This is a genomic window from Nocardia sp. NPDC023852, assembly GCF_040639505.1.
In the GTDB taxonomy this organism is placed as follows: Bacteria; Actinomycetota; Actinomycetes; order Mycobacteriales; family Mycobacteriaceae; genus Nocardia.
Window position 1 is genome coordinate 146,050 of record NZ_JBFAAB010000006.1, and the last position, 16,978, is coordinate 163,027.

20 protein-coding genes are annotated in these 16,978 nt (G+C 65.4%); 11 read left to right on the forward strand and 9 right to left on the reverse strand.

Features of this window, described 5'->3' with window-relative positions:
• Position 1 precedes the first annotated feature (1 nt).
• On the forward strand, positions 2-493 hold the full coding sequence (locus AB0H00_RS13225) for a nuclear transport factor 2 family protein (protein ID WP_357265284.1): 492 nt from the start codon (positions 2-4) through the stop codon (positions 491-493).
• Between the two features lie 140 nt (positions 494-633).
• On the opposite strand, the gene AB0H00_RS13230 is transcribed toward AB0H00_RS13225, so the two are convergent.
• Positions 634-1,041 (reverse strand): MerR family transcriptional regulator, encoded by a 408-nt coding sequence (locus tag AB0H00_RS13230; RefSeq protein WP_357265286.1) that lies wholly within the window; start codon positions 1,039-1,041, stop codon positions 634-636.
• A gap of 49 nt (positions 1,042-1,090) precedes the next feature.
• On the opposite strand from AB0H00_RS13230, the gene AB0H00_RS13235 reads away from it, so the two are divergent.
• The 5 genes from AB0H00_RS13235 to AB0H00_RS13255 all read left to right on the forward strand — a co-directional run bounded on the left by AB0H00_RS13235 (position 1,091) and on the right by AB0H00_RS13255 (position 5,168).
• Positions 1,091-1,972: an NAD(P)-binding domain-containing protein gene (locus tag AB0H00_RS13235; RefSeq protein WP_357265287.1), complete on the forward strand. Its 882-nt coding sequence runs from the start codon at positions 1,091-1,093 to the stop codon at positions 1,970-1,972.
• 65 nt (positions 1,973-2,037) lie between these two features.
• On the forward strand, positions 2,038-2,376 hold the full coding sequence (locus AB0H00_RS13240) for a hypothetical protein (RefSeq protein WP_357265289.1): 339 nt from the start codon (positions 2,038-2,040) through the stop codon (positions 2,374-2,376).
• Positions 2,377-2,424: 48 nt separating this feature from the next.
• The gene (locus tag AB0H00_RS13245; RefSeq protein ID WP_357265291.1) at positions 2,425-4,386 is read left to right on the forward strand and encodes a TerD family protein; all 1,962 of its coding nucleotides are present in this window, start codon (positions 2,425-2,427) and stop codon (positions 4,384-4,386) included.
• A gap of 126 nt (positions 4,387-4,512) precedes the next feature.
• A complete protein-coding gene (locus AB0H00_RS13250; protein ID WP_357265293.1) occupies positions 4,513-4,779 on the forward strand; it encodes a hypothetical protein in 267 nt (88 codons plus the stop codon).
• Positions 4,776-5,168 (forward strand): hypothetical protein, encoded by a 393-nt coding sequence (locus tag AB0H00_RS13255; RefSeq protein WP_357265295.1) that lies wholly within the window; start codon positions 4,776-4,778, stop codon positions 5,166-5,168. Before AB0H00_RS13250 ends, AB0H00_RS13255 begins: the two co-directional genes overlap by 4 nt.
• Before the next feature lie 259 nt (positions 5,169-5,427).
• Here the strand turns inward: AB0H00_RS13255 and AB0H00_RS13260 are convergent, their stop codons facing one another.
• The 3 genes from AB0H00_RS13260 to AB0H00_RS13270 all read right to left on the reverse strand — a co-directional run bounded on the left by AB0H00_RS13260 (position 5,428) and on the right by AB0H00_RS13270 (position 6,825).
• Positions 5,428-5,841, reverse strand: coding sequence for a PIN domain-containing protein (locus tag AB0H00_RS13260; protein ID WP_357265297.1), 414 nt, complete (start codon positions 5,839-5,841; stop codon positions 5,428-5,430).
• The gene (locus AB0H00_RS13265; protein ID WP_327110033.1) at positions 5,838-6,056 is read right to left on the reverse strand and encodes a type II toxin-antitoxin system VapB family antitoxin; all 219 of its coding nucleotides are present in this window, start codon (positions 6,054-6,056) and stop codon (positions 5,838-5,840) included. The genes AB0H00_RS13260 and AB0H00_RS13265 overlap by 4 nt, the downstream gene beginning before the upstream one ends.
• A gap of 124 nt (positions 6,057-6,180) precedes the next feature.
• A complete protein-coding gene (locus AB0H00_RS13270) occupies positions 6,181-6,825 on the reverse strand; it encodes a dihydrofolate reductase family protein (RefSeq protein WP_357265299.1) in 645 nt (214 codons plus the stop codon).
• 87 nt (positions 6,826-6,912) lie between these two features.
• Between AB0H00_RS13270 and AB0H00_RS13275 the strand changes: the two genes are divergently transcribed.
• The gene (locus AB0H00_RS13275) at positions 6,913-7,464 is read left to right on the forward strand and encodes a helix-turn-helix domain-containing protein (RefSeq protein WP_357265301.1); all 552 of its coding nucleotides are present in this window, start codon (positions 6,913-6,915) and stop codon (positions 7,462-7,464) included.
• A gap of 57 nt (positions 7,465-7,521) precedes the next feature.
• Here the strand turns inward: AB0H00_RS13275 and ychF are convergent, their stop codons facing one another.
• Positions 7,522-8,601: a redox-regulated ATPase YchF gene (ychF, locus tag AB0H00_RS13280; protein ID WP_357265303.1), complete on the reverse strand. Its 1,080-nt coding sequence runs from the start codon at positions 8,599-8,601 to the stop codon at positions 7,522-7,524.
• A 262-nt stretch (positions 8,602-8,863) separates the two neighbouring features.
• Positions 8,864-9,790, reverse strand: coding sequence for a zinc-binding dehydrogenase (locus tag AB0H00_RS13285; RefSeq protein WP_357265305.1), 927 nt, complete (start codon positions 9,788-9,790; stop codon positions 8,864-8,866).
• A gap of 68 nt (positions 9,791-9,858) precedes the next feature.
• Between AB0H00_RS13285 and AB0H00_RS13290 the strand changes: the two genes are divergently transcribed.
• The 3 genes from AB0H00_RS13290 to AB0H00_RS13300 all read left to right on the forward strand — a co-directional run bounded on the left by AB0H00_RS13290 (position 9,859) and on the right by AB0H00_RS13300 (position 11,346).
• Positions 9,859-10,017 (forward strand): hypothetical protein, encoded by a 159-nt coding sequence (locus AB0H00_RS13290; protein ID WP_357265307.1) that lies wholly within the window; start codon positions 9,859-9,861, stop codon positions 10,015-10,017.
• 70 nt (positions 10,018-10,087) lie between these two features.
• The gene (locus tag AB0H00_RS13295) at positions 10,088-10,924 is read left to right on the forward strand and encodes a helix-turn-helix domain-containing protein (RefSeq protein ID WP_357265309.1); all 837 of its coding nucleotides are present in this window, start codon (positions 10,088-10,090) and stop codon (positions 10,922-10,924) included.
• Positions 10,925-10,935: 11 nt separating this feature from the next.
• The gene (locus AB0H00_RS13300; protein WP_357265311.1) at positions 10,936-11,346 is read left to right on the forward strand and encodes a VOC family protein; all 411 of its coding nucleotides are present in this window, start codon (positions 10,936-10,938) and stop codon (positions 11,344-11,346) included.
• On the opposite strand, the gene AB0H00_RS13305 is transcribed toward AB0H00_RS13300, so the two are convergent.
• From AB0H00_RS13305 to AB0H00_RS13315, 3 genes are all read right to left on the reverse strand, one after another.
• Positions 11,343-12,155: a carbohydrate ABC transporter permease gene (locus tag AB0H00_RS13305; RefSeq protein ID WP_357265551.1), complete on the reverse strand. Its 813-nt coding sequence runs from the start codon at positions 12,153-12,155 to the stop codon at positions 11,343-11,345. The genes AB0H00_RS13300 and AB0H00_RS13305 overlap by 4 nt on opposite strands.
• Before the next feature lie 92 nt (positions 12,156-12,247).
• A complete protein-coding gene (locus AB0H00_RS13310; RefSeq protein WP_357265553.1) occupies positions 12,248-13,123 on the reverse strand; it encodes a sugar ABC transporter permease in 876 nt (291 codons plus the stop codon).
• Between the two features lie 68 nt (positions 13,124-13,191).
• Positions 13,192-14,508, reverse strand: a complete 1,317-nt coding sequence (locus AB0H00_RS13315; protein ID WP_357265313.1) for a sugar ABC transporter substrate-binding protein — start codon at positions 14,506-14,508, stop codon at positions 13,192-13,194.
• Between the two features lie 199 nt (positions 14,509-14,707).
• Between AB0H00_RS13315 and AB0H00_RS13320 the strand changes: the two genes are divergently transcribed.
• Complete coding sequence (locus AB0H00_RS13320) at positions 14,708-16,966, forward strand: carbon starvation CstA family protein (RefSeq protein WP_357265315.1); 2,259 nt, start codon at positions 14,708-14,710, stop codon at positions 16,964-16,966.
• Positions 16,967-16,978 lie beyond the last annotated feature (12 nt).

A 16,978-nucleotide genomic window follows, 5' to 3' on the forward strand; every position in this document is an offset into this window, starting at 1 on the left:
CATGCTGACACCAAACGACTTTCGGTCACTCGCCGACCGTGTCGAGATCGAAGCGCTCGGCGGCGAATTCACCGACGCGGTGATGATGCGCGACTTCGACCGCCTGGCGGCACTGTTCACCGACGATGGGGTGCTACGCATCCCCGACGCGGATATCGAACTCGCCGGCCACGCCGAATTCCAGACCGGAATGCGGCGAATGCAAGACGCCTGGGACTACTTCGTTCAGCACACCCATCCCGGCGTGATCGAAATCGACGGCGACACCGCCTCCGGCCGCGCCCACCTCTGTGAGTTCGGCCGGTTGCGAAACGGTAGTTCACATTTGAACTACGCGATCTACCACGATCGCTACCGGCGAACAGCCGAAGGCTGGAAGTTCACCGAACGGGTCTACGAGATCCGATACCTCGACAACTCGCCGTTGGCGGGCTCGCCGCCGGGAGAGAACGGACTAGGTGTGGACGTATCGGCTGTGCACCTACACGGGTGATCGTCGCTGCCCACGGGGCCGCCACAACCACAAGCGGCCCCTTGGGCAGCATCGCGTCCCGCTGGCCTCGTCGGCGGTAAACCAGGTCCCGACGTTGGAGTGAGCGATAGTTGGCACGGCTCGGCCGGCACCCCGAGAGCTCAAGCGGGGACGGTCGCCAGATCAGAATCATCAAAGGGCGGATAGCTTTCGCTGCCCCTCCGCTCGGCCGCATCGATGTAGTCGGCGAGAGCGTTGCGCGATTGCGCGAGCCTGTCGATCTGGTCGTCCAATCGCCGTAGCCGCGATCGCATAGCCGCCAGCAACTCTGGACACCCGGGCAGCTTCGGCGCTTCTCCTACCGCGCAGGGCAGCAAGTACGCGATGTCCTCGGAGGAAAGCCCAGCACCGAGCAGGTGCCGGATCTGCTTCACCCGCAACACGGCGTTGTCGTCATAGTCGCGGTAGCCATTGGCCCGGCGGTCGGCCACCAGCAGGCCTTGGGCCTCGTAGTAGCGCAGTTGATGGGTGTTGACACCCGTCCGACGACCCAGTTCTCCGATCCGCATCGAAACCTCACTTGACCTTCACACCGGTATCAACGTTGACGATACTGCCATGAACAAAACCGACACACCCGTGACAGTCATCGGCCTCGGACTGATGGGCCGAGCAATCGCTCGCGCGTTCCTGAAAGCCGGGCATCCCACCACCGTCTGGAACCGCACGACTGCCAAGGCCGCCCGGTTGGTGGCCGAGGGTGCACGGCTCGCGCCGACGGTCGGCGCCGCGCTCGCGACAGGATCGCCGGCGATCATCTGCGTCACCGACTACCAGGCGATGCGAGAGCTCTTCGGCGCGAACGAAATCGACCTGGACGGTACGCAATTGATCAACCTGACCTCGGGCAATTCCACCCAGGCGCGGGAGGCCGCCCGATGGGCCCAACAGCGCGGAGCCCGCTATCTGGACGGCGCCATCATGGCGATTCCCTCGGCGATCGGAACCGACGAGGCGGTGATTCTGCACAGCGGGCCGCAGTCGGATTTCGAGGTGCACAAGGAAGCTCTCACAGCGCTCGGCACCGTCACCTACCTCGGTGCGGACCACGGGCTGGCGTCCCTGTACGACGTGGCCGGGCTGGCCATGATGTGGAGTGTTCTCAACGCCTGGCTCCAGGGCACCGCCCTGCTCAGGACCGCCGGCGTCGACGCCGCGACGTATGCGCCGTTCGCGCAGCGGATCGCCGCCGGCGTGGCCGAATGGCTGCCCGGATATGCCGAACAGATCGACCGCGGCTCCTTTCCAGCAGAGGTCTCAGCCCTGGAGACCGACGCGCGGGCAATGGAACATCTGATAGAGGAGAGTGAGGCATTGGCGATCAACGCCGAATTGCCCAGGCTGATCAAGGCGATGGCCGACCGCGCGATCGCAGCCGGACACGGTCGAGAGCAGTACCCCGTGCTGATCGAAGAGTTCGGCAAGCCCGGCACCGACTGACTTCAGTGCGACTGGGCCGACCTCCCGATGCCGATGAATGGGCAGCGCGGATCGAGCGAGGCCTCGTGCACATCACCACGGTCACCTTGTCGGAGGCCGGCTACCCGGCGAGGTCTGCGACAGACCTCGCCGAACTGCTTGATCTCCCGCCACTCGCGCGCATGCCTGTGCAATACATGACACCCGCCTCAGAGAACCGAGCGGTCGAAGTTCTCCGCAGCTTCGATTCGTCCGGACTCCGTTGGAACGTTGCGCCCAAAATCATGACGACGCTTCACCATGCCACCCTTGCCGGTATAGCCGCTTGGGAATCCGCCCGTAACACGCTGCGCTGCGCGATCGAATATCACTGCAATGCACTGATCTTGCTGTCATCGATCGGTCCGGCGAACGTCTGCACGTAGGTCGGCATTCTCCCGAACTGTTTCCAACCAGCCGTAGAAGGTGGACTCGTGACTCCCCCGATGCTGTCCAAAGGACAGAACGCGCCTCTGCCAGAGGATGCGAAGCATATCGCCGTCGTACTCGGCTGGGCTGAGCCGAATTTCGAGATGGCCGCGTCCGCGTTACTACTCGGGGCCGATAACAAGGTTCGCTCCGACGCCGACTTCGTGTTCTACAACCAGCCGGAATCGTCCGATGGCTCAGTTCGCTTCTCGGGCAGCACTACCGGGCAGGGCGCCCGAGCGCGTATTACCGTCGATCTGACGTCCGTGCCGTCGGACGTGCATGCCATCGCTTTGGCGGGCAGCGTCACAGCGGGCGATTTCGGGGCGCTCGGCGAACTCGCACTCGATATCACCGACGAGACCGGTCGCCCCCTGGCCCGGTACGCGACGCGGGACGCGTCCACCGAATCGGCGTTCGTATTCGGTGAAATCTATCGGCGCGGAAACGGTTGGAAGATCAGAGCGATCGGGCAGGGATGGGAGTCCGGGCTGGCCGGATTGGCTACCGATTTCGGCGTGAGCATCGATGACTCCAATGAAGAAAACGCAGGGAGCGGCGGGTTCGGCAGCAAGCCATCCAGGCAATCTTCCTCGGCAGCTCCAGTCGGCCCCGCAGCCTCCATAGAGCATCCCCGGGGCTCGTCCTATCGTCTGTGGGGCGAGGCCCGCAGATGGTGCGATTACGAACTGAACCTCGAAAAGCAGTACCTGCCCGCGGTCCGCAGCCTCTTCCCGGCGAATATGTCGGATGACGGCTCCGTTCTGACGCCTGACGTGCAACTCGTTCCCGACCCCGGCGGACCGCACGGCCCGTGGTCGATATCGGTGCGAGCCAAGGGCCAGACGATCGGATACCTCGATCCCGACAACGGCCCCCGGTGGGCTGGCCCGATCAGACGCATCATCGCGTCGGGATTCGTACCGACGACCGCCGCCAGGATCTGGGCCAATGAATACGACGGCTGGGACGGTCCCGAACTCCGGGCCGGAGTGCAGATCGCCCTCGGCGAACCGACACTGGCCATCCCGTTGAACGAACCACCAGCGCAGCCCTACACACTGCTTCCCCGGTCCGCGATCATGCAGGTGACCAAAGAGAACGAGCACTTCGACGTACTGCGCAACCACGTACCTCCCAACGGGCACGGGCTGTTGTTCGTCACCCTGGTCGAGAACGTACCGACAGTGGGTAAAGCGAAAGCACACGTCGAAGTGCGCATCGACGATCAGAGGGTGGGACAGCTGACCCCACAGATGAGTCAGCGCTACCTCCCCATGATCCAGCATCTCCGGGCACGTGGGCTCACCACCGCCTGCTGGGGTGATATCAAGGGCTCGGCGGTCGCCGCCAAGGTCCGTATCGACGGAATCAAAGCCAACGAAGCGACCCCGGCCGTACTCAACGGCCCACCGGTGACCGTCGCCCGATTGTGTCTGGCGAATCCGGACCTCAACCGCTACGACCTCACACTGATGAGATCTCTGTTGACTCCGGTGCCGCCCATACCGCCGACTCCGACGACGATACCGAAAGAGCCATCGGACAGCTCGATCGTCAGGTTCGAGAAAGGCGGCGGCCGCTACCACTACATCGCCACACGGCGGGGTGACAGCTGGGAAACCACCGCCACCGGCGACTGGGGGTCGATCGACGAGGTGATGTCTTGGACCAACCTGGCGGCTCGTGTCCGGACATTCCGCATCGCCACGCAGTGGAGCCCCGTCGCCCCCCGGCGGGATCCCCAAGTCCGCGCCCACCTCGCGGTCGTGCGATTCACGATCGGCGACAGGTACCTGGCTGCGATCAATGTCTGCACCGACGGCCGGGCCGAAGGCAATTGGTACACCACGATCACCGACCGGGCCGAGCGCACCCTGCCATTCGGGGATTACGCCCGATGGCAGGACATCGCGGAGCACGGCAGCCACATCCAATTGGCGACAGGCTGGTCCGAACTCACCTGATGTGGACCCTGCGCAAGGCTCGGTCATCGCAGAGCGTCGTTGGTGTGGGCGCGGCGACAGAGCTGACCTACGCGCAGCGGCTGCCGTTGAACCCGCACGTTGACCATACTGCGCTATGGTGATTGTATGGCCGCCAAGAAGGTTACTATCACCCTAGATGAATCGCTGGTCGAAGCGCTGGCCGGAGCTGCTGAGGAGGAAGGCATCCCGCTCTCCCGACTTGTCGCCGGGGCAGCCGAACGGGAGCTGCGGTGGCGGGCCGGCCGGGCCGTGGTCCAGGAGTGGCAGGCAGAGCATGGCGCGTTCACGCCGGAGGAACTCGCCGCCGCCCGCGTCGACCTGGCCGACGCCGACGCCGAGTATCTCAGCAGCTCCGGGACTTCGGCCGCGTGAACATCCCCTACCTGTACGACGCCGGCACATTGATCGCCATCGACAACGACGACCGGCGCATGTGGGCGCGCCACAGTCTGGCTCTCGAGGACGGGCGCGACATCCACGTCCCCTCCGTCGTCGTCGGCCAGGCATGGCGGGACTCTCGTCGCCAGGTCAGGCTCGGCAAGTTTCTTGCCGGGTGCCACGTCGTGCCCGTCGATCTCGAAACCGCCAAAGCGGCAGGCATTCTTTGCGGCAAGGCAGGCACCGCAGATATCGTCGACGCCACCGTCGTCACCATGGCGGCCCGTCTCGGCGGCATCATCTGGACCTCCGACCCGGACGACATCCGGGCCCTCATCGACGCCCATGACATCAAGCCTGCCCCCGTCATCCGCACGGTCTGACCTCCCACTCAGATTCCGGATCGCAGCAGCCGGTCCGATTCCCTGGTCGAAGTACCGTCCAGTCACAGACTCATGGAAGGGACTGTTACGAGCGTCCGCGCCCGACATGCACACATAGCCCGGGATATCGACCGGCACCATTTTTCTGATCGGGAATGCCTCGGTGCTGGCCTGAAGCAAGCTCGCGTTCGGCGGTCATATTTCTACGCTAGGTCACACGTTGAAGCGGAACTCGACCGCGTTCCGCGACGAACCAACGTCACGGCGAAGGCGCGATGTATTCGCACTGCAAGTCGGACACCCTCGCGATGTGCTCGAAGTCGTGGTCCGCGGCAAGCACGGTCGCATCGTTCACGATGGCATACCCGGCGATGAGGATGCCGTGCGAGGCGGCCGCCCGGACGAGCCCCTCGTTCCACAGTGCTGCCTGGATATCGAGCACAAGCGATTCTTCGGGTGCGTGCTCGAGCGGGAATCCGAGGGAGATCTGCTCTCGGTAGTTCGCGTGCTCTACGGGCGTCCGGGCGCTGTGGCAGAACTCGAGCACCTGCGGCGGGCAGGTGACGAACAGGTCGGCCGGTGCTCGCTCGATACGCCGCAGGCGCGCAGTGATACCTGGATCCCCAGTGGTCAGCCTCGCCCAGACCGAGTTGTCGACCAGGTAGTCGGTCACGAGGACTGGGACTCGCCCGGAGAGACCACTGGCGCGCCTAGCTCGTTGTCGAGGTCGGTCAGTCCTGCGATACCGTCGATCATCGCGCCCTTCTGCTTCGAGGCGATAAGCCGGCGCAACGCGAGGTCGAGGACGGCTCGGTTCGATCGCTCGCCCGTGAGCGCTCGGGCACGCTCGATGAGCTGCGGATCCAGGTCGACGCTGGTGACTGCCATGATCACCCCTCCCGTTGTTATATATCTGATTATATATCGGGCGGCGTCACGGGGCCACCCCAGCCGTACCGGGACTCCGGCGCGAGCATGGGGACCAAAGCCACCGACCCGAGCCACCGCGCTCTCACTCGCTGCGGTTTCTGTTCCACAGCTGATGCGTCAGACCGCTGGACGTGCTGATGGACTCAACACTGAATCGCTCTTCCAAGCCAGTGAGGTGATCCCCGATCCGAACACCAGTACCGAGCACGATCGGAATGATCGACACGTGCAGAAAATCAATGAGATCGGCCTGGAGGAACTCACTCACGGTGGACGGCCCGCCGCCGATCCGGACGTCCAACCCGGCGGCTGCCTCTTGCGCCAAGCGAAGCGCCTCCTGCGGCGAGGCATCCACGAAGTGGAAACTGGTGCCGTTGTCGAACTCGAGTGCTTCGTGCGGGTAATGAGTCAGAACGAAGACCGGAGTGCGGAAGGGCGGCGCATCTCCCCACCATCCCGTCCAGCCGTCGTCCGGCCATTCGCCCGCCTGCGGGCCGAACTTGCGACGACCCATGATCTCCGCCCCGACACCCTGGCCCCACATACTGAACATGGCGCGGTCCACGGTTACCGGTTCATCAATGCCGTGAATGCCGTGGATGACACGTCCGTCGAACTTGCCGAAGAGCGCCCCCGCTCCGCCGATCGGCGCTTCGAGCGTCACGTGATCACCGGCGGCATATCCGTCCGCGGAGACGAAGAGGTTGTGGACTCGCGTACGGGACATAATGACTCCAAGACAGGTGATTGCAAAATGAAATCACTCACACCCTAGCGTAGAGTGATTTCTATCTGCAATCACTTTGGAGGTCGGATGGCGAGAGAACAGCCCCGATCAGGGTGCGCGATCAATGCGGCGGTCGAGGTGCTGGGCGACGCCTGGAGCCTCATCGTGCTTCGCGACATCGTTTTCGGCGGTCGCCGACACTTCCGCGAACTCCTGACGCGCAACGACGAAGGCATCGCGTCGAACATCCTCGCCAACCGCCTCCGAAATCTGGTCGAGGAGGGCCTGCTGTCTCGTGACGATGCGACGCGGGGGCAGCGGGCGGCGTATTCACTCACCGAGGCAGGGATTCAGACGGTTCCGGTGATGGTGGCCCTCGGGACCTGGGGCATGCATCATCGAGCCACGTCACACGCATTGAGCCTGCGCGCTCGCATCCTGGCCGAGTCCCCCGACCTCGTCGACGACCTCATCGACGAGCTCCGCGAGATTCACCTCGGCATTCCGCGACCCGCCCCCGAACGCCCCCTTGCGTTCGAACGACTGCAGCACGCGTTCGAGGCCGCCACAGAGAGAGCGGGGGCATGGTCCAGTGGCAGCGACGTGCCCGAACCAGCAACCTCGAACGCCGACGTCTGAACGTTCGGGCGTCCCGACGCCTTCGTAAGAAGGCCCTGAGGTCGAACCGAAACGCGACTACACGTTGAAGCGGAATTCGACGACGTCGCCATCAGCCATGACGTAGTCCTTGCCTTCCATCCGCACCTTGCCCGCAGCCTTGGCGGCAGCCATGGACCCGGCCGCGACCAAATCGTCGAAGGCCACGACTTCGGCCTTGATGAACCCACGTTCGAAATCGGTGTGAATGACGCCGGCCGCCTTGGGTGCGGTGTCACCCTGGTGAATGGTCCAGGCGCGCGACTCTTTCGGGCCCGCCGTGAGGTAGGTCTGCAGGCCGAGGGTGTGGAAACCCGCACGAGCCAGAGCATGCAGACCAGGCTCGGCTTGGCCGATGGACTCCAGCAGTTCGATAGCCGACTCCTCGTCCAACTCGAGCAGTTCGGCTTCCACCTTCGCATCGAGAAACACCGAATCAGCCGGAGCGACAGAAGCTGTCAGCGCGGTGACCTTCGCCTCGTCGGTGAGCACAGACTCATCGGCGTTGAAGACGTAAAGGAACGGCTTGGTGGTGAGCAGCGAAAGTTCTTTCAGCAGTTCGGTGTCCACCTTGTCACTCGCGGCGAACAAGGTGGTGCCGTTGTTGAGGATCTCCTGCGCCACCTTGGCAGCCTCGGCGACCGGCTTGCGTTCCTTCTTGACCTTCGCTTCCTTCTCCAACCGCACGACCGCCTTCTCCAGGGTCTGCAGGTCGGCGAGGATGAGCTCGGTCTCGATCACTTCGATGTCGGCGGCCGGGTCGACTCGGCCGTCGACGTGCACCACGTCATCGTCGGCGAAGACTCGCACCACCTGACAGATGGCGTCGGCCTCACGGATGTTGGCAAGGAACTTGTTACCGAGGCCCGCGCCCTCGGAAGCACCCTTCACAATGCCCGCGATATCGACGAACGACACGGTGGCGGGCACGATGCGCTCGGAGCCGAAGATCTCGGCCAGCCGGTTCAGCCGCGGATCGGGCAGCGGGACCACACCGACGTTCGGCTCGATGGTCGCGAACGGGTAGTTCGCGGCGAGGACGTCGTTCTTGGTCAACGCGTTGAACAGCGTCGACTTTCCGACGTTGGGCAGGCCGACGATTCCGAGGGTGAGACTCACGAGGAACAGAGTCTACGCGGCACACGGACCGCTCCACCCTGCGCCCACCCGAAGCGATCACCTGCCGATGCGAAGCGACCACAGCACCAACTGACCATCTGCGGCGTCAACCCGACACGACAGGCACACGAACTCGACAGGCTGCGACACCCCCACCACTCCGTACCAACCCGACGCGAACCCGCCGACCAACATTCGCCGGACCAACCCGACGGACCACGCCCATGAGAGCTCCGGCCCGCGAGCCGCCGACGAAACGACGCTATCCGGGGATCAGAACAACCTTGCCGAGGTTGCGCCGCCCCTCGATAACGGCGTGCGCCTCGGCCGCGTCTTCCAACGCGAACTCTGCGTGCACGGCGGGGCGCAACTGGCTCGACGCGTAGTACTGCCACAGCTCCTGACGCCACTGCTCATACACATCGGGCCGCCCCCGAGCGATGCGAGCCATCTGGAAGCCGATCACCGATTTGGCGCCGACGAGCAGGTCGTATGCCCGGATGGTTCCGCCGCCGGAGCTGTAGGCGACCAGACGTCCACCGGGGGCCATGGCCGCGATAGCCGATGTGAGCAGGTCACCGCCGACGGCGTCCAACACGTAGTCGGTCGGAGCGCCCCAGGACTCCTGGCTGTACTCGACCACCTCGTCGGCGCCGAGGTTCTGCACGAACTCCGCCTTGGCGAGATTCGACACCGCACCGACTACCCGCGCGGCGCCGCGCACCCGCGCCAACTGGACCGCGAGGTGTCCGACTCCGCTCGCGGCGGCGGTGATGAGTGCCGACTCCCCCTCCTTCGGGGACGCGGCGTCGAGCGCACCGAGCGCGACCAGGCCGCTACGTACCAGCGCGACAGCGTCGACCGCCGAAGCTCCGTCCGGAATCGGCGAGGCCATGGCTGCCGAAAGCAGCGCATAGTCGGCGTAGCCGTGCCCGAACACCAAGCCGGTGACCCGATATCCAGGGGCGTACCCGTCGACGCCCTCGCCGACCGCGACCACCTCACCGGCGATCTCGCCACCCAACGCGATCGGTTCGCGCTGCTCGCGCACCTTCCGCACCACCGGCAGGGTCACCCCGACCGCGTCGACGCGGACCAGGAGTTCCCCCGGCCCGGGCGTCGGCAGCTCAACCGAGACGAGTTCGAGCACTTCGGGACCACCGCTGCGCTCGTATTGCACCCGCCGCATCGCACCTCCAGAAATCGTTAGAAGGCGCAACGGTAACCGGATCACGGCGCGCAGCCACACCCCATTACGTGCCGGAGTGCTCGATCTCACCGTTGGGCGGCACCGGCGCAGAACCTGCCCGCGTGGTGTGCGTCATCGACGACACCCGCGACGACTTCGCCACCTACCTGCTCGACCTGGCCACCGACGAGGCGGCGATTCGTAAGCGCGTCAACGTCGCGAACTGATCGCCGTCGTGTCAGACCTCCTCGTCGCGTTCATCTTGCGGTAGCCGAGGTGCGGCGTAGCGTGACCGGTATGGAGCCGACCACAGAAGTGGTGACGGCGCGTCCGGCACCTATGCTGGCGGCGTTCATCGACCGCTACGTCGGCTACCGCATGTTCGGGTTCGCCGCGTCGGTGCATCGCGGGTTGCCCTCGCGGCACATGACTTTCATCGTCGCCGTCGGTCCCACCATCGATGTCGTCGAGCAGACCGATCCGCGTCAGTCCCCGCAGGACTACCGCTGCGTGGTGAGCGGTCTACAGGCGAGCACTGCGCTCATCGCGCACAACGGACACCAGGAAGGCGTGGCCGTTGAGCTGACACCGCTGGGCTGCCGCATCCTGTTCGGCATGCCCGCCGCGGCGTTGTGGGACACGTCGATCGAATTCGCCGACCTGGCCGGGCCCGCGGGTCTGGAACTTTGGGAGCGTGTGCAGCATGCGCCGTCGTGGCCGGAACGCTTCGCGGCGTGCGACCGGGTCCTCTCGGCACTCGCCGACCCGGACCGCACCGTCGGCCCCGAGCTGACCTGGGCATGGCGCACCATGATCCGTTCCGGCGGCGGCATCTCGGTCGGCCCGCTGGCCGAGGAGATCGGGTGGAGCAGGCAGCATCTCACCCGCCGCTTCAACCGGGAATTCGGCCTGAGCCCGAAGCTGGCGGCCAGGATCACCCGGTTCGAGCGGACGCGGCGGATGCTCGAGCACACGCCCTCGTTCGTCACCATCGCACAGGTTGCCGCTGCCTGCGGCTACTACGACCAGGCTCATCTCGATCGCGACTTCGCCGAATTGGCCGGGACCAGCCCGACGAAATGGCTGGCCGAGGAGATTCCATCCGTCCAAGACTCCGAGGGGTCCGCAGGATGACGATGAGCGACATGACTACTGAAACCAGCACCCGAACCGCCGTCTGGCCAACCCTGATCTTCCGCGACGCCCGCGCCATGGCCACCTTCCTCGTCGAGGCGTTCGGCTTCCAGCAGACCGCGCTCTACGCCCGTGCGGACGACCCGTCGATCGTCGAACACGGTGAACTGCGCTGGCCCCTCGGCGGCGGCATCATGTTCGGCTCGGCGGGCAAGGACGACAGCGCGTTCGGCACCCGCCCGCCCGGCCACGACTCGGTCTACATCGTCTGCGAGGACCCCGACGCCCTGTTCTCCCGGGCCACGGCCGCGGGCGCCGAGCTGGTCCGCGGCCTGCGCGACGAGGACTACGGCTCGCGCGGCTTCACCGTTCGTGACCCGGAGGGCAACCTCTGGAGCTTCGGCACCTACTGGGGTTGCTAGCGACCGCCGAGTCCCGACATGGCGATGCCGCGGATGAACGCGCGCTGGCCGATCGCATAGATCACAAGCAGCGGAAGCAGGATGACGACCGCGGCGGCCATGAGGATGGGCCACTGGGTGTGGTACTGGCCTTGCAGCCGGACCAGACCCAGTGTGGCGGTGGCGATATCGTTGCGCTGGATCATGACCAGCGGCCAGAGGAAGTCGTTCCACACGGTGATCCACGTGAGCACGGCGAGCACCATGAGAGCGGGCCGGGTGTGCGGCAGCAGGACCCGCCAGTAGACCTGCCAGGTGGAGCAGCCGTCCAGGATGGCCGCCTCCTCCAGTTCCGCCGGTAGCGTACGGAAGAACTGGCGCATCAGGTAGGTGCCGAAAGCGCTGCCGAACAGGCCGGGCACGATCATCGCCCACGGAGTATCCACCCAGCCGAATACGCGCATCAGCAGGAACTGCGGAATCACCGTCACGGTCAGTGGCACCATCAGCGTCGCGAGGTAAGCGAGGAACAGCATGTCGCGCCCCCGGAAACGCAAGCGGGCAAAGGCATATCCAGCCAAAGAGCAGAAGAAGACCTGTCCCGCCGTGACGCACAGTGCATAGACCGTGGTGTTGAGCAGCATCCGGCCCAGCGGCAACAGGTCGAATACTTTGCCGTAGTTCGACCACCGCGGACGCTCCGGAAGCAGCGTGGCGTCGGCGATCTCGCCGTCCTGCTTCAGTGACCCGGACACCGCCCACAGGATCGGTGCGAGCGCACACCATGCGACGCCGACGAGCGCGGCGTACACCGCGGCGCCACGCACCATCCGCCGAATGATCGCCCGCTCTATCCGGCTACGGGCGAGAAGCGCGCTATCGCGCCGGACCGGCAGCGCGCGCCGCACCGCCTCGCAGGCGTTCATTGTTCGACCTCCGCCCGCCGGGCCATCCGCAGCTGCAGCAGCGTCAGCAGGAACAGGATCGCGAAAATCACCCAGGCCAGCGCGGACGCGTAGCCGACCTCATAGAAGCCGAACGCGTTCTGGAACAACATGATCCCGAGTAGGTAGGTGCCCGTCTCCGGCCCGCCGTTACCGCCGGTCAGTGCGTAGGCCTGGTCGAATGCCTGCACCGAGTTGATGATCGTGATGATGAAGACGAACGATAGTGGCCCTCGGATCAGGGGCAGGGTGATCGAGGTGAGCCGGCGCAGTGTTCCGGCGCCGTCGATCTGCGCCGCCTCGTAGAGCGTCTCGGGCACGCCCTGCATGGCAGCGAGCAGGATAACCGTCGCGAACGGGACACTCTTCCACACCGTGACCAGGCTGAGCGAGACCAGCGCCCAGTCCGGATCGATCAGCCACGGCACCGCGTCGATCCCGACCCGGCCGAGCGCGAGGTTCAGCAGCCCGTCCTCGGTGAAGATGAACCGCCACACCACCGCCATCGCCACGGTGGAAGCGACCAACGGCAGGAACGCGATCGTCCGAAATATTCCGATACCGCGCAACTTTCGATTCAGCACCGTGGCGACCCCGAGGCCGATCGCCACGGTGGGCACCAACGTCAGCACGGTGAAAACGGCCGTGTTGCGCAACGCGATGAGAAACAACGGGTCCGAACCGAACAACCGGTGATAGTTGTCCACACCGACAAACCGCATGGGGCTGAACAAGTCCCACGAATGAAAACTCAGATAGAGCGAGAAAACCAACGGTAACAACAAGAAAACGGCGACGGCCCCGATATTGGGCGCGATAAATGCCCAACCTGCCCGTTCCCGCCGCCTGGCCAAATGGGAGGGCGCGCCGGCCGGGGCCTGACGGAGGACTTTGCCGACGGTTTGCGACCACTGTGCTCTCTTCATGGCACAGCCAGGAGCGCGTCGACGTCGGAGGCGAAGCTGCCGTTCAAGGAGGCGGCGGTGGCGGCGCCGCGCAGGACCCGGTTGGAGCCGCGCTCCAGCAGCGCGGAGACCTTGCCCCACGCAGGAGTCACCGGCAGCGGGCGGGAGTTGGCCGGGCCATCGGTGAACACCTCGAGGTTGCGGATCTCGCGATGTGCGGCGGCGAAACCCGGCGCGCCCATTGCGGATCTCAGTACCGGCACGAACAGGCCGGACGCAGCGATAATCGCCTGCCCCACCGGTCCGGTCGCGAATTTGACGAACTCCCACGCCTGTTCGATATGCGGGCTGTCCGCCGCGATGGACAAGCCCGTGCTGCCGACATCGGTGATCGCGCCGGGGCCGCCGTGCGGGCCGACCGGCAGCACCGTGACGTCGATGGCGAGATCGTCGTGCCCGGCGAATTCGGAGTACAGCCAGTGCCCACCCATAACCATGGCCGCCCGACCACGCCGAAACAGGTCCGGCGCCGAAACCGACTGCGTATCTGCTACTTTCGGCGCTACGCGGTGGCGCACCGCGAGATCGGCGTAGAACTGGAACCCTTCGGCGAACTTCGGATCACCGAGGTTCGTCCTGGTCGGACGCACCGGCGGCGTGAACCACTCGGCACCGTTGTTCCTGCCGAAGCAGGCCGCCGAGAAGTACGGCACCCAGGCGTCGGCGAAGCCCCACCTGGTCCGCCCGGAGGACTCGTGACTGGTCAACGCACGGGCGGCGGCGAGGAATTCGTCGAACGGCCAGGCATCGCGCCAGCGGGCGGGCGGGGTGAGCCCCGCGTCGGCGAACAGCTCGCGGTTGTAATAGAGGAACACCCCGGACCATTGTTCGGGCAAGGCGTACTGACCACCCGCGTAGGTGAAGGTGTCGTACAGCGCCGGATAGCTGTCGGCCCGCAGCGCGGCGGCGTAGGCGGGATCGCGATCGAGCAGCGTGTTCAGATCCAGCAGTACGCCACGCTCGGCCAAGCCGGAATACAGCAGCTCCCACGCCATCATCACGTCCGGGCACTTACCGCCCGCGCAGTAGGTGAGCATCTGCTGCAGCGGGCCCGGGCCGGACATGATGGTGCGAATCCTGATGTCCGGGTGCCGTTTCCGGAACTCGTCGATGATCTTCAGCCGCACCCGCGCCTCCTCCGGCCTGGCCTGGAAGAAGAAAGTCAGCGCGTCGTCGGGAGATCCGCACCCGGCGCCGGCGAGCAGCGGCGCGGCCAGCGCCGACCCGAGCAGCGTCCGACGACGGACCGGGGCAGCGGGGGTAGGACGCGGCACAACCCTCCTCGGGGGCGGATGTGGAGCTTCTCGAACCGCATGGCAGCATACTTTCGGCTACATCAGCGTGACGGCCGACACATGAACAATATTTCACGACGGTCGGCCTGAATGCGGAATCGGCACACGGGGCACACCGATCGGATACGTTGTCACATGTTTCGGCAGGGTCCTGCGCGTTTTACAGGAGAGTAAATAGATGGCGACAATCGAATATCTGCGGACCGATCCCGATCTGCCGCCTGTCGGCGTGGTCGACAAGTCACCGATCACTCCGGCCAAGAAAGCGATCTTCGCCGGGATCGCCGTACTCGGCGCCATCGCATGGGCGGTGCTCGCCATCTCGCGTGGCGAATCGGTCAACGCCGTGTGGATCGTGATCGCCGCGGTCAGCACCTACATCATCGCGTACCGGTTCTACGCCAGGTTCATCGAACGCAAGATCACCAAACCGCGTGACGACCTGGCCACGCCCGCCGAGATCCTGGAGAACGGCAAGGATTACATGCCGATGGACCGGCGGGTGCTCTACGGGCACCATTTCGCCGCCATCGCGGGCGCAGGCCCGCTGGTCGGCCCGGTACTCGCCGCGCAGATGGGCTACCTGCCAGGCACGATCTGGATCGTGGTCGGCGTTGTGCTGGCCGGTGCGGTGCAGGACTACTTGGTGCTGTGGGTCTCGATGAAGCGGCGCGGGCGCAGCCTCGGGCAGATGGCCCGCGACGAACTCGGCGTGATCGGCGGCTGGTCGGCCATCGTCGGCGTACTCGTGATCATGATGATCCTGCTCGCGGTGCTCGCGCTGGTGGTGGTCAACGCGCTCGCCCATAGCCCGTGGGGCGTCTTTTCGATCGGCATGACCATTCCGATCGCGCTGTTCATGGGTGTGTACCTACGATTCCTGCGACCGGGCAAGGTCGGCGAAGTTTCTGCCATCGGGTTCGCGCTGCTGATCCTGGCCATCCTCGGCGGTGGCTGGGTGTCGGAAACGGACTGGGGCACCGACTGGTTCACGCTCTCGCCGGTCACCATCTCCTGGCTGCTGATCGCCTACGGCTTCGTCGCCTCGGTGCTTCCGGTGTGGCTGCTGCTCGCGCCGCGTGATTATCTGTCCACCTTTATGAAGGTCGGCACCATCATCCTGCTCGCGGTCGGCATCCTGGTCACGCTTCCGGTGCTGAAGGCGCCCGCCGTCTCGGATTTCGCGGCATCCGGCACCGGCCCCGCCTTCGCGGGCTCACTGTTCCCGTTCCTGTTCATCACCATCGCCTGCGGCGCGCTGAGCGGTTTCCACGCGCTGGTCTCCTCCGGCACCACGCCGAAGCTGCTGGAGAAGGAATCGCACGCGAAGATGATCGGCTACGGCGGCATGCTGATGGAGTCGTTCGTCGCGGTCATGGCCATCATCACCGCCTCGATCATCGACCAGCACCTGTATTTCGCGATGAACGCACCGCTCGGACTCACCGGCGGCACGGCGGAGAAGGCCGCGGCCTACACCAACAGCCTCGGGCTGAGCGGTCCACCCGCGACGCCGGCCGAACTGAGCCAAGCCGCGAGCGATGTCGGCGAGACCAGCATCATCTCCCGCACGGGCGGCGCGCCGACGCTGGCCATCGGCATCTCCGAGGTGTTTCACCAGTTCCTCGGTGGCGCGAGCATGAAGTCGTTCTGGTACCACTTCGCGATCATGTTCGAGGCGCTGTTCATCCTCACCACGATCGACGCGGGAACCCGTGTCGCACGCTTCATGCTGTCGGACGCGCTGGGCAACTTCGGCGGTGCGGCGAAGAAGTTCCGTGACCCGTCCTGGCGGGTCGGCGCGTGGCTGTGCTCGGCCGTCGTGGTCGCGGCGTGGGGTTCGATCCTGCTGATGGGCGTCACCGACCCGCTGGGCGGCATCAACACGCTGTTCCCGCTGTTCGGCATCGCCAACCAGCTGCTCGCGGCGATGGCGCTGACCGTGGTTCTGGTGATCGTGGTAAAGAAGGGACTGGCCAAGTGGGCATGGATCCCGGCCATTCCGCTGGTCTGGGACCTCGCGGTGACCATGAGCGCGTCCTGGCAGAAGATTTTCTCCGACGATCCGAAACTCGGATACTGGAAGCAGCACAGCATCTGCCAGACGGCGCAGGACGCCGGGAAGTTGTGCCTGACGGCGAAGACCCAGGACGATATGAACGCGATCGTGCGCAACACCTTCATCCAAGGCACGCTGTCGGTTCTGTTCGCGGCGCTGGTGCTGATCGTCGCGGTCGTCGGGGCGGTGGTGGCGTTCCGTGCCTGGCGCTCCGGCCGGACCACGACCACCGAAACTCCAGAGGAGCCGTCGAAGATCTTCGCGCCCAGCGGTTTCGTCGCCACCTCGGCCGAGAAGGAAGTCCAGAAGCAGTGGGACGAGCTGATCGCGGCCGGAAAGGTTCGCGCGCCCGGCGCGGCGCACGCGCACGCGCGATGAGCGACGCCACGG

What these genes read in the sequence shown, in the direction of transcription:
- AB0H00_RS13225 (WP_357265284.1), top strand. Translation starts at nt 2, where the DNA reads ATGCTGACACCAAACGACTTTCGGTCACTCGCCGACCGTGTCGAGATC.
- AB0H00_RS13230 (WP_357265286.1), bottom strand. Translation starts at nt 1,041, where the DNA reads ATGCGGATCGGAGAACTGGGTCGTCGGACGGGTGTCAACACCCATCAA.
- AB0H00_RS13235 (WP_357265287.1), top strand. Translation starts at nt 1,091, where the DNA reads ATGAACAAAACCGACACACCCGTGACAGTCATCGGCCTCGGACTGATG.
- AB0H00_RS13250 (WP_357265293.1), top strand. Translation starts at nt 4,513, where the DNA reads ATGGCCGCCAAGAAGGTTACTATCACCCTAGATGAATCGCTGGTCGAA.
- AB0H00_RS13265 (WP_327110033.1), bottom strand. Translation starts at nt 6,056, where the DNA reads ATGGCAGTCACCAGCGTCGACCTGGATCCGCAGCTCATCGAGCGTGCC.
- AB0H00_RS13270 (WP_357265299.1), bottom strand. Translation starts at nt 6,825, where the DNA reads ATGTCCCGTACGCGAGTCCACAACCTCTTCGTCTCCGCGGACGGATAT.
- AB0H00_RS13275 (WP_357265301.1), top strand. Translation starts at nt 6,913, where the DNA reads ATGGCGAGAGAACAGCCCCGATCAGGGTGCGCGATCAATGCGGCGGTC.
- AB0H00_RS13285 (WP_357265305.1), bottom strand. Translation starts at nt 9,790, where the DNA reads ATGCGGCGGGTGCAATACGAGCGCAGCGGTGGTCCCGAAGTGCTCGAA.
- AB0H00_RS13295 (WP_357265309.1), top strand. Translation starts at nt 10,088, where the DNA reads ATGGAGCCGACCACAGAAGTGGTGACGGCGCGTCCGGCACCTATGCTG.
- AB0H00_RS13300 (WP_357265311.1), top strand. Translation starts at nt 10,936, where the DNA reads ATGACTACTGAAACCAGCACCCGAACCGCCGTCTGGCCAACCCTGATC.
- AB0H00_RS13305 (WP_357265551.1), bottom strand. Translation starts at nt 12,155, where the DNA reads ATGGTGCGTGGCGCCGCGGTGTACGCCGCGCTCGTCGGCGTCGCATGG.
- AB0H00_RS13320 (WP_357265315.1), top strand. Translation starts at nt 14,708, where the DNA reads ATGGCGACAATCGAATATCTGCGGACCGATCCCGATCTGCCGCCTGTC.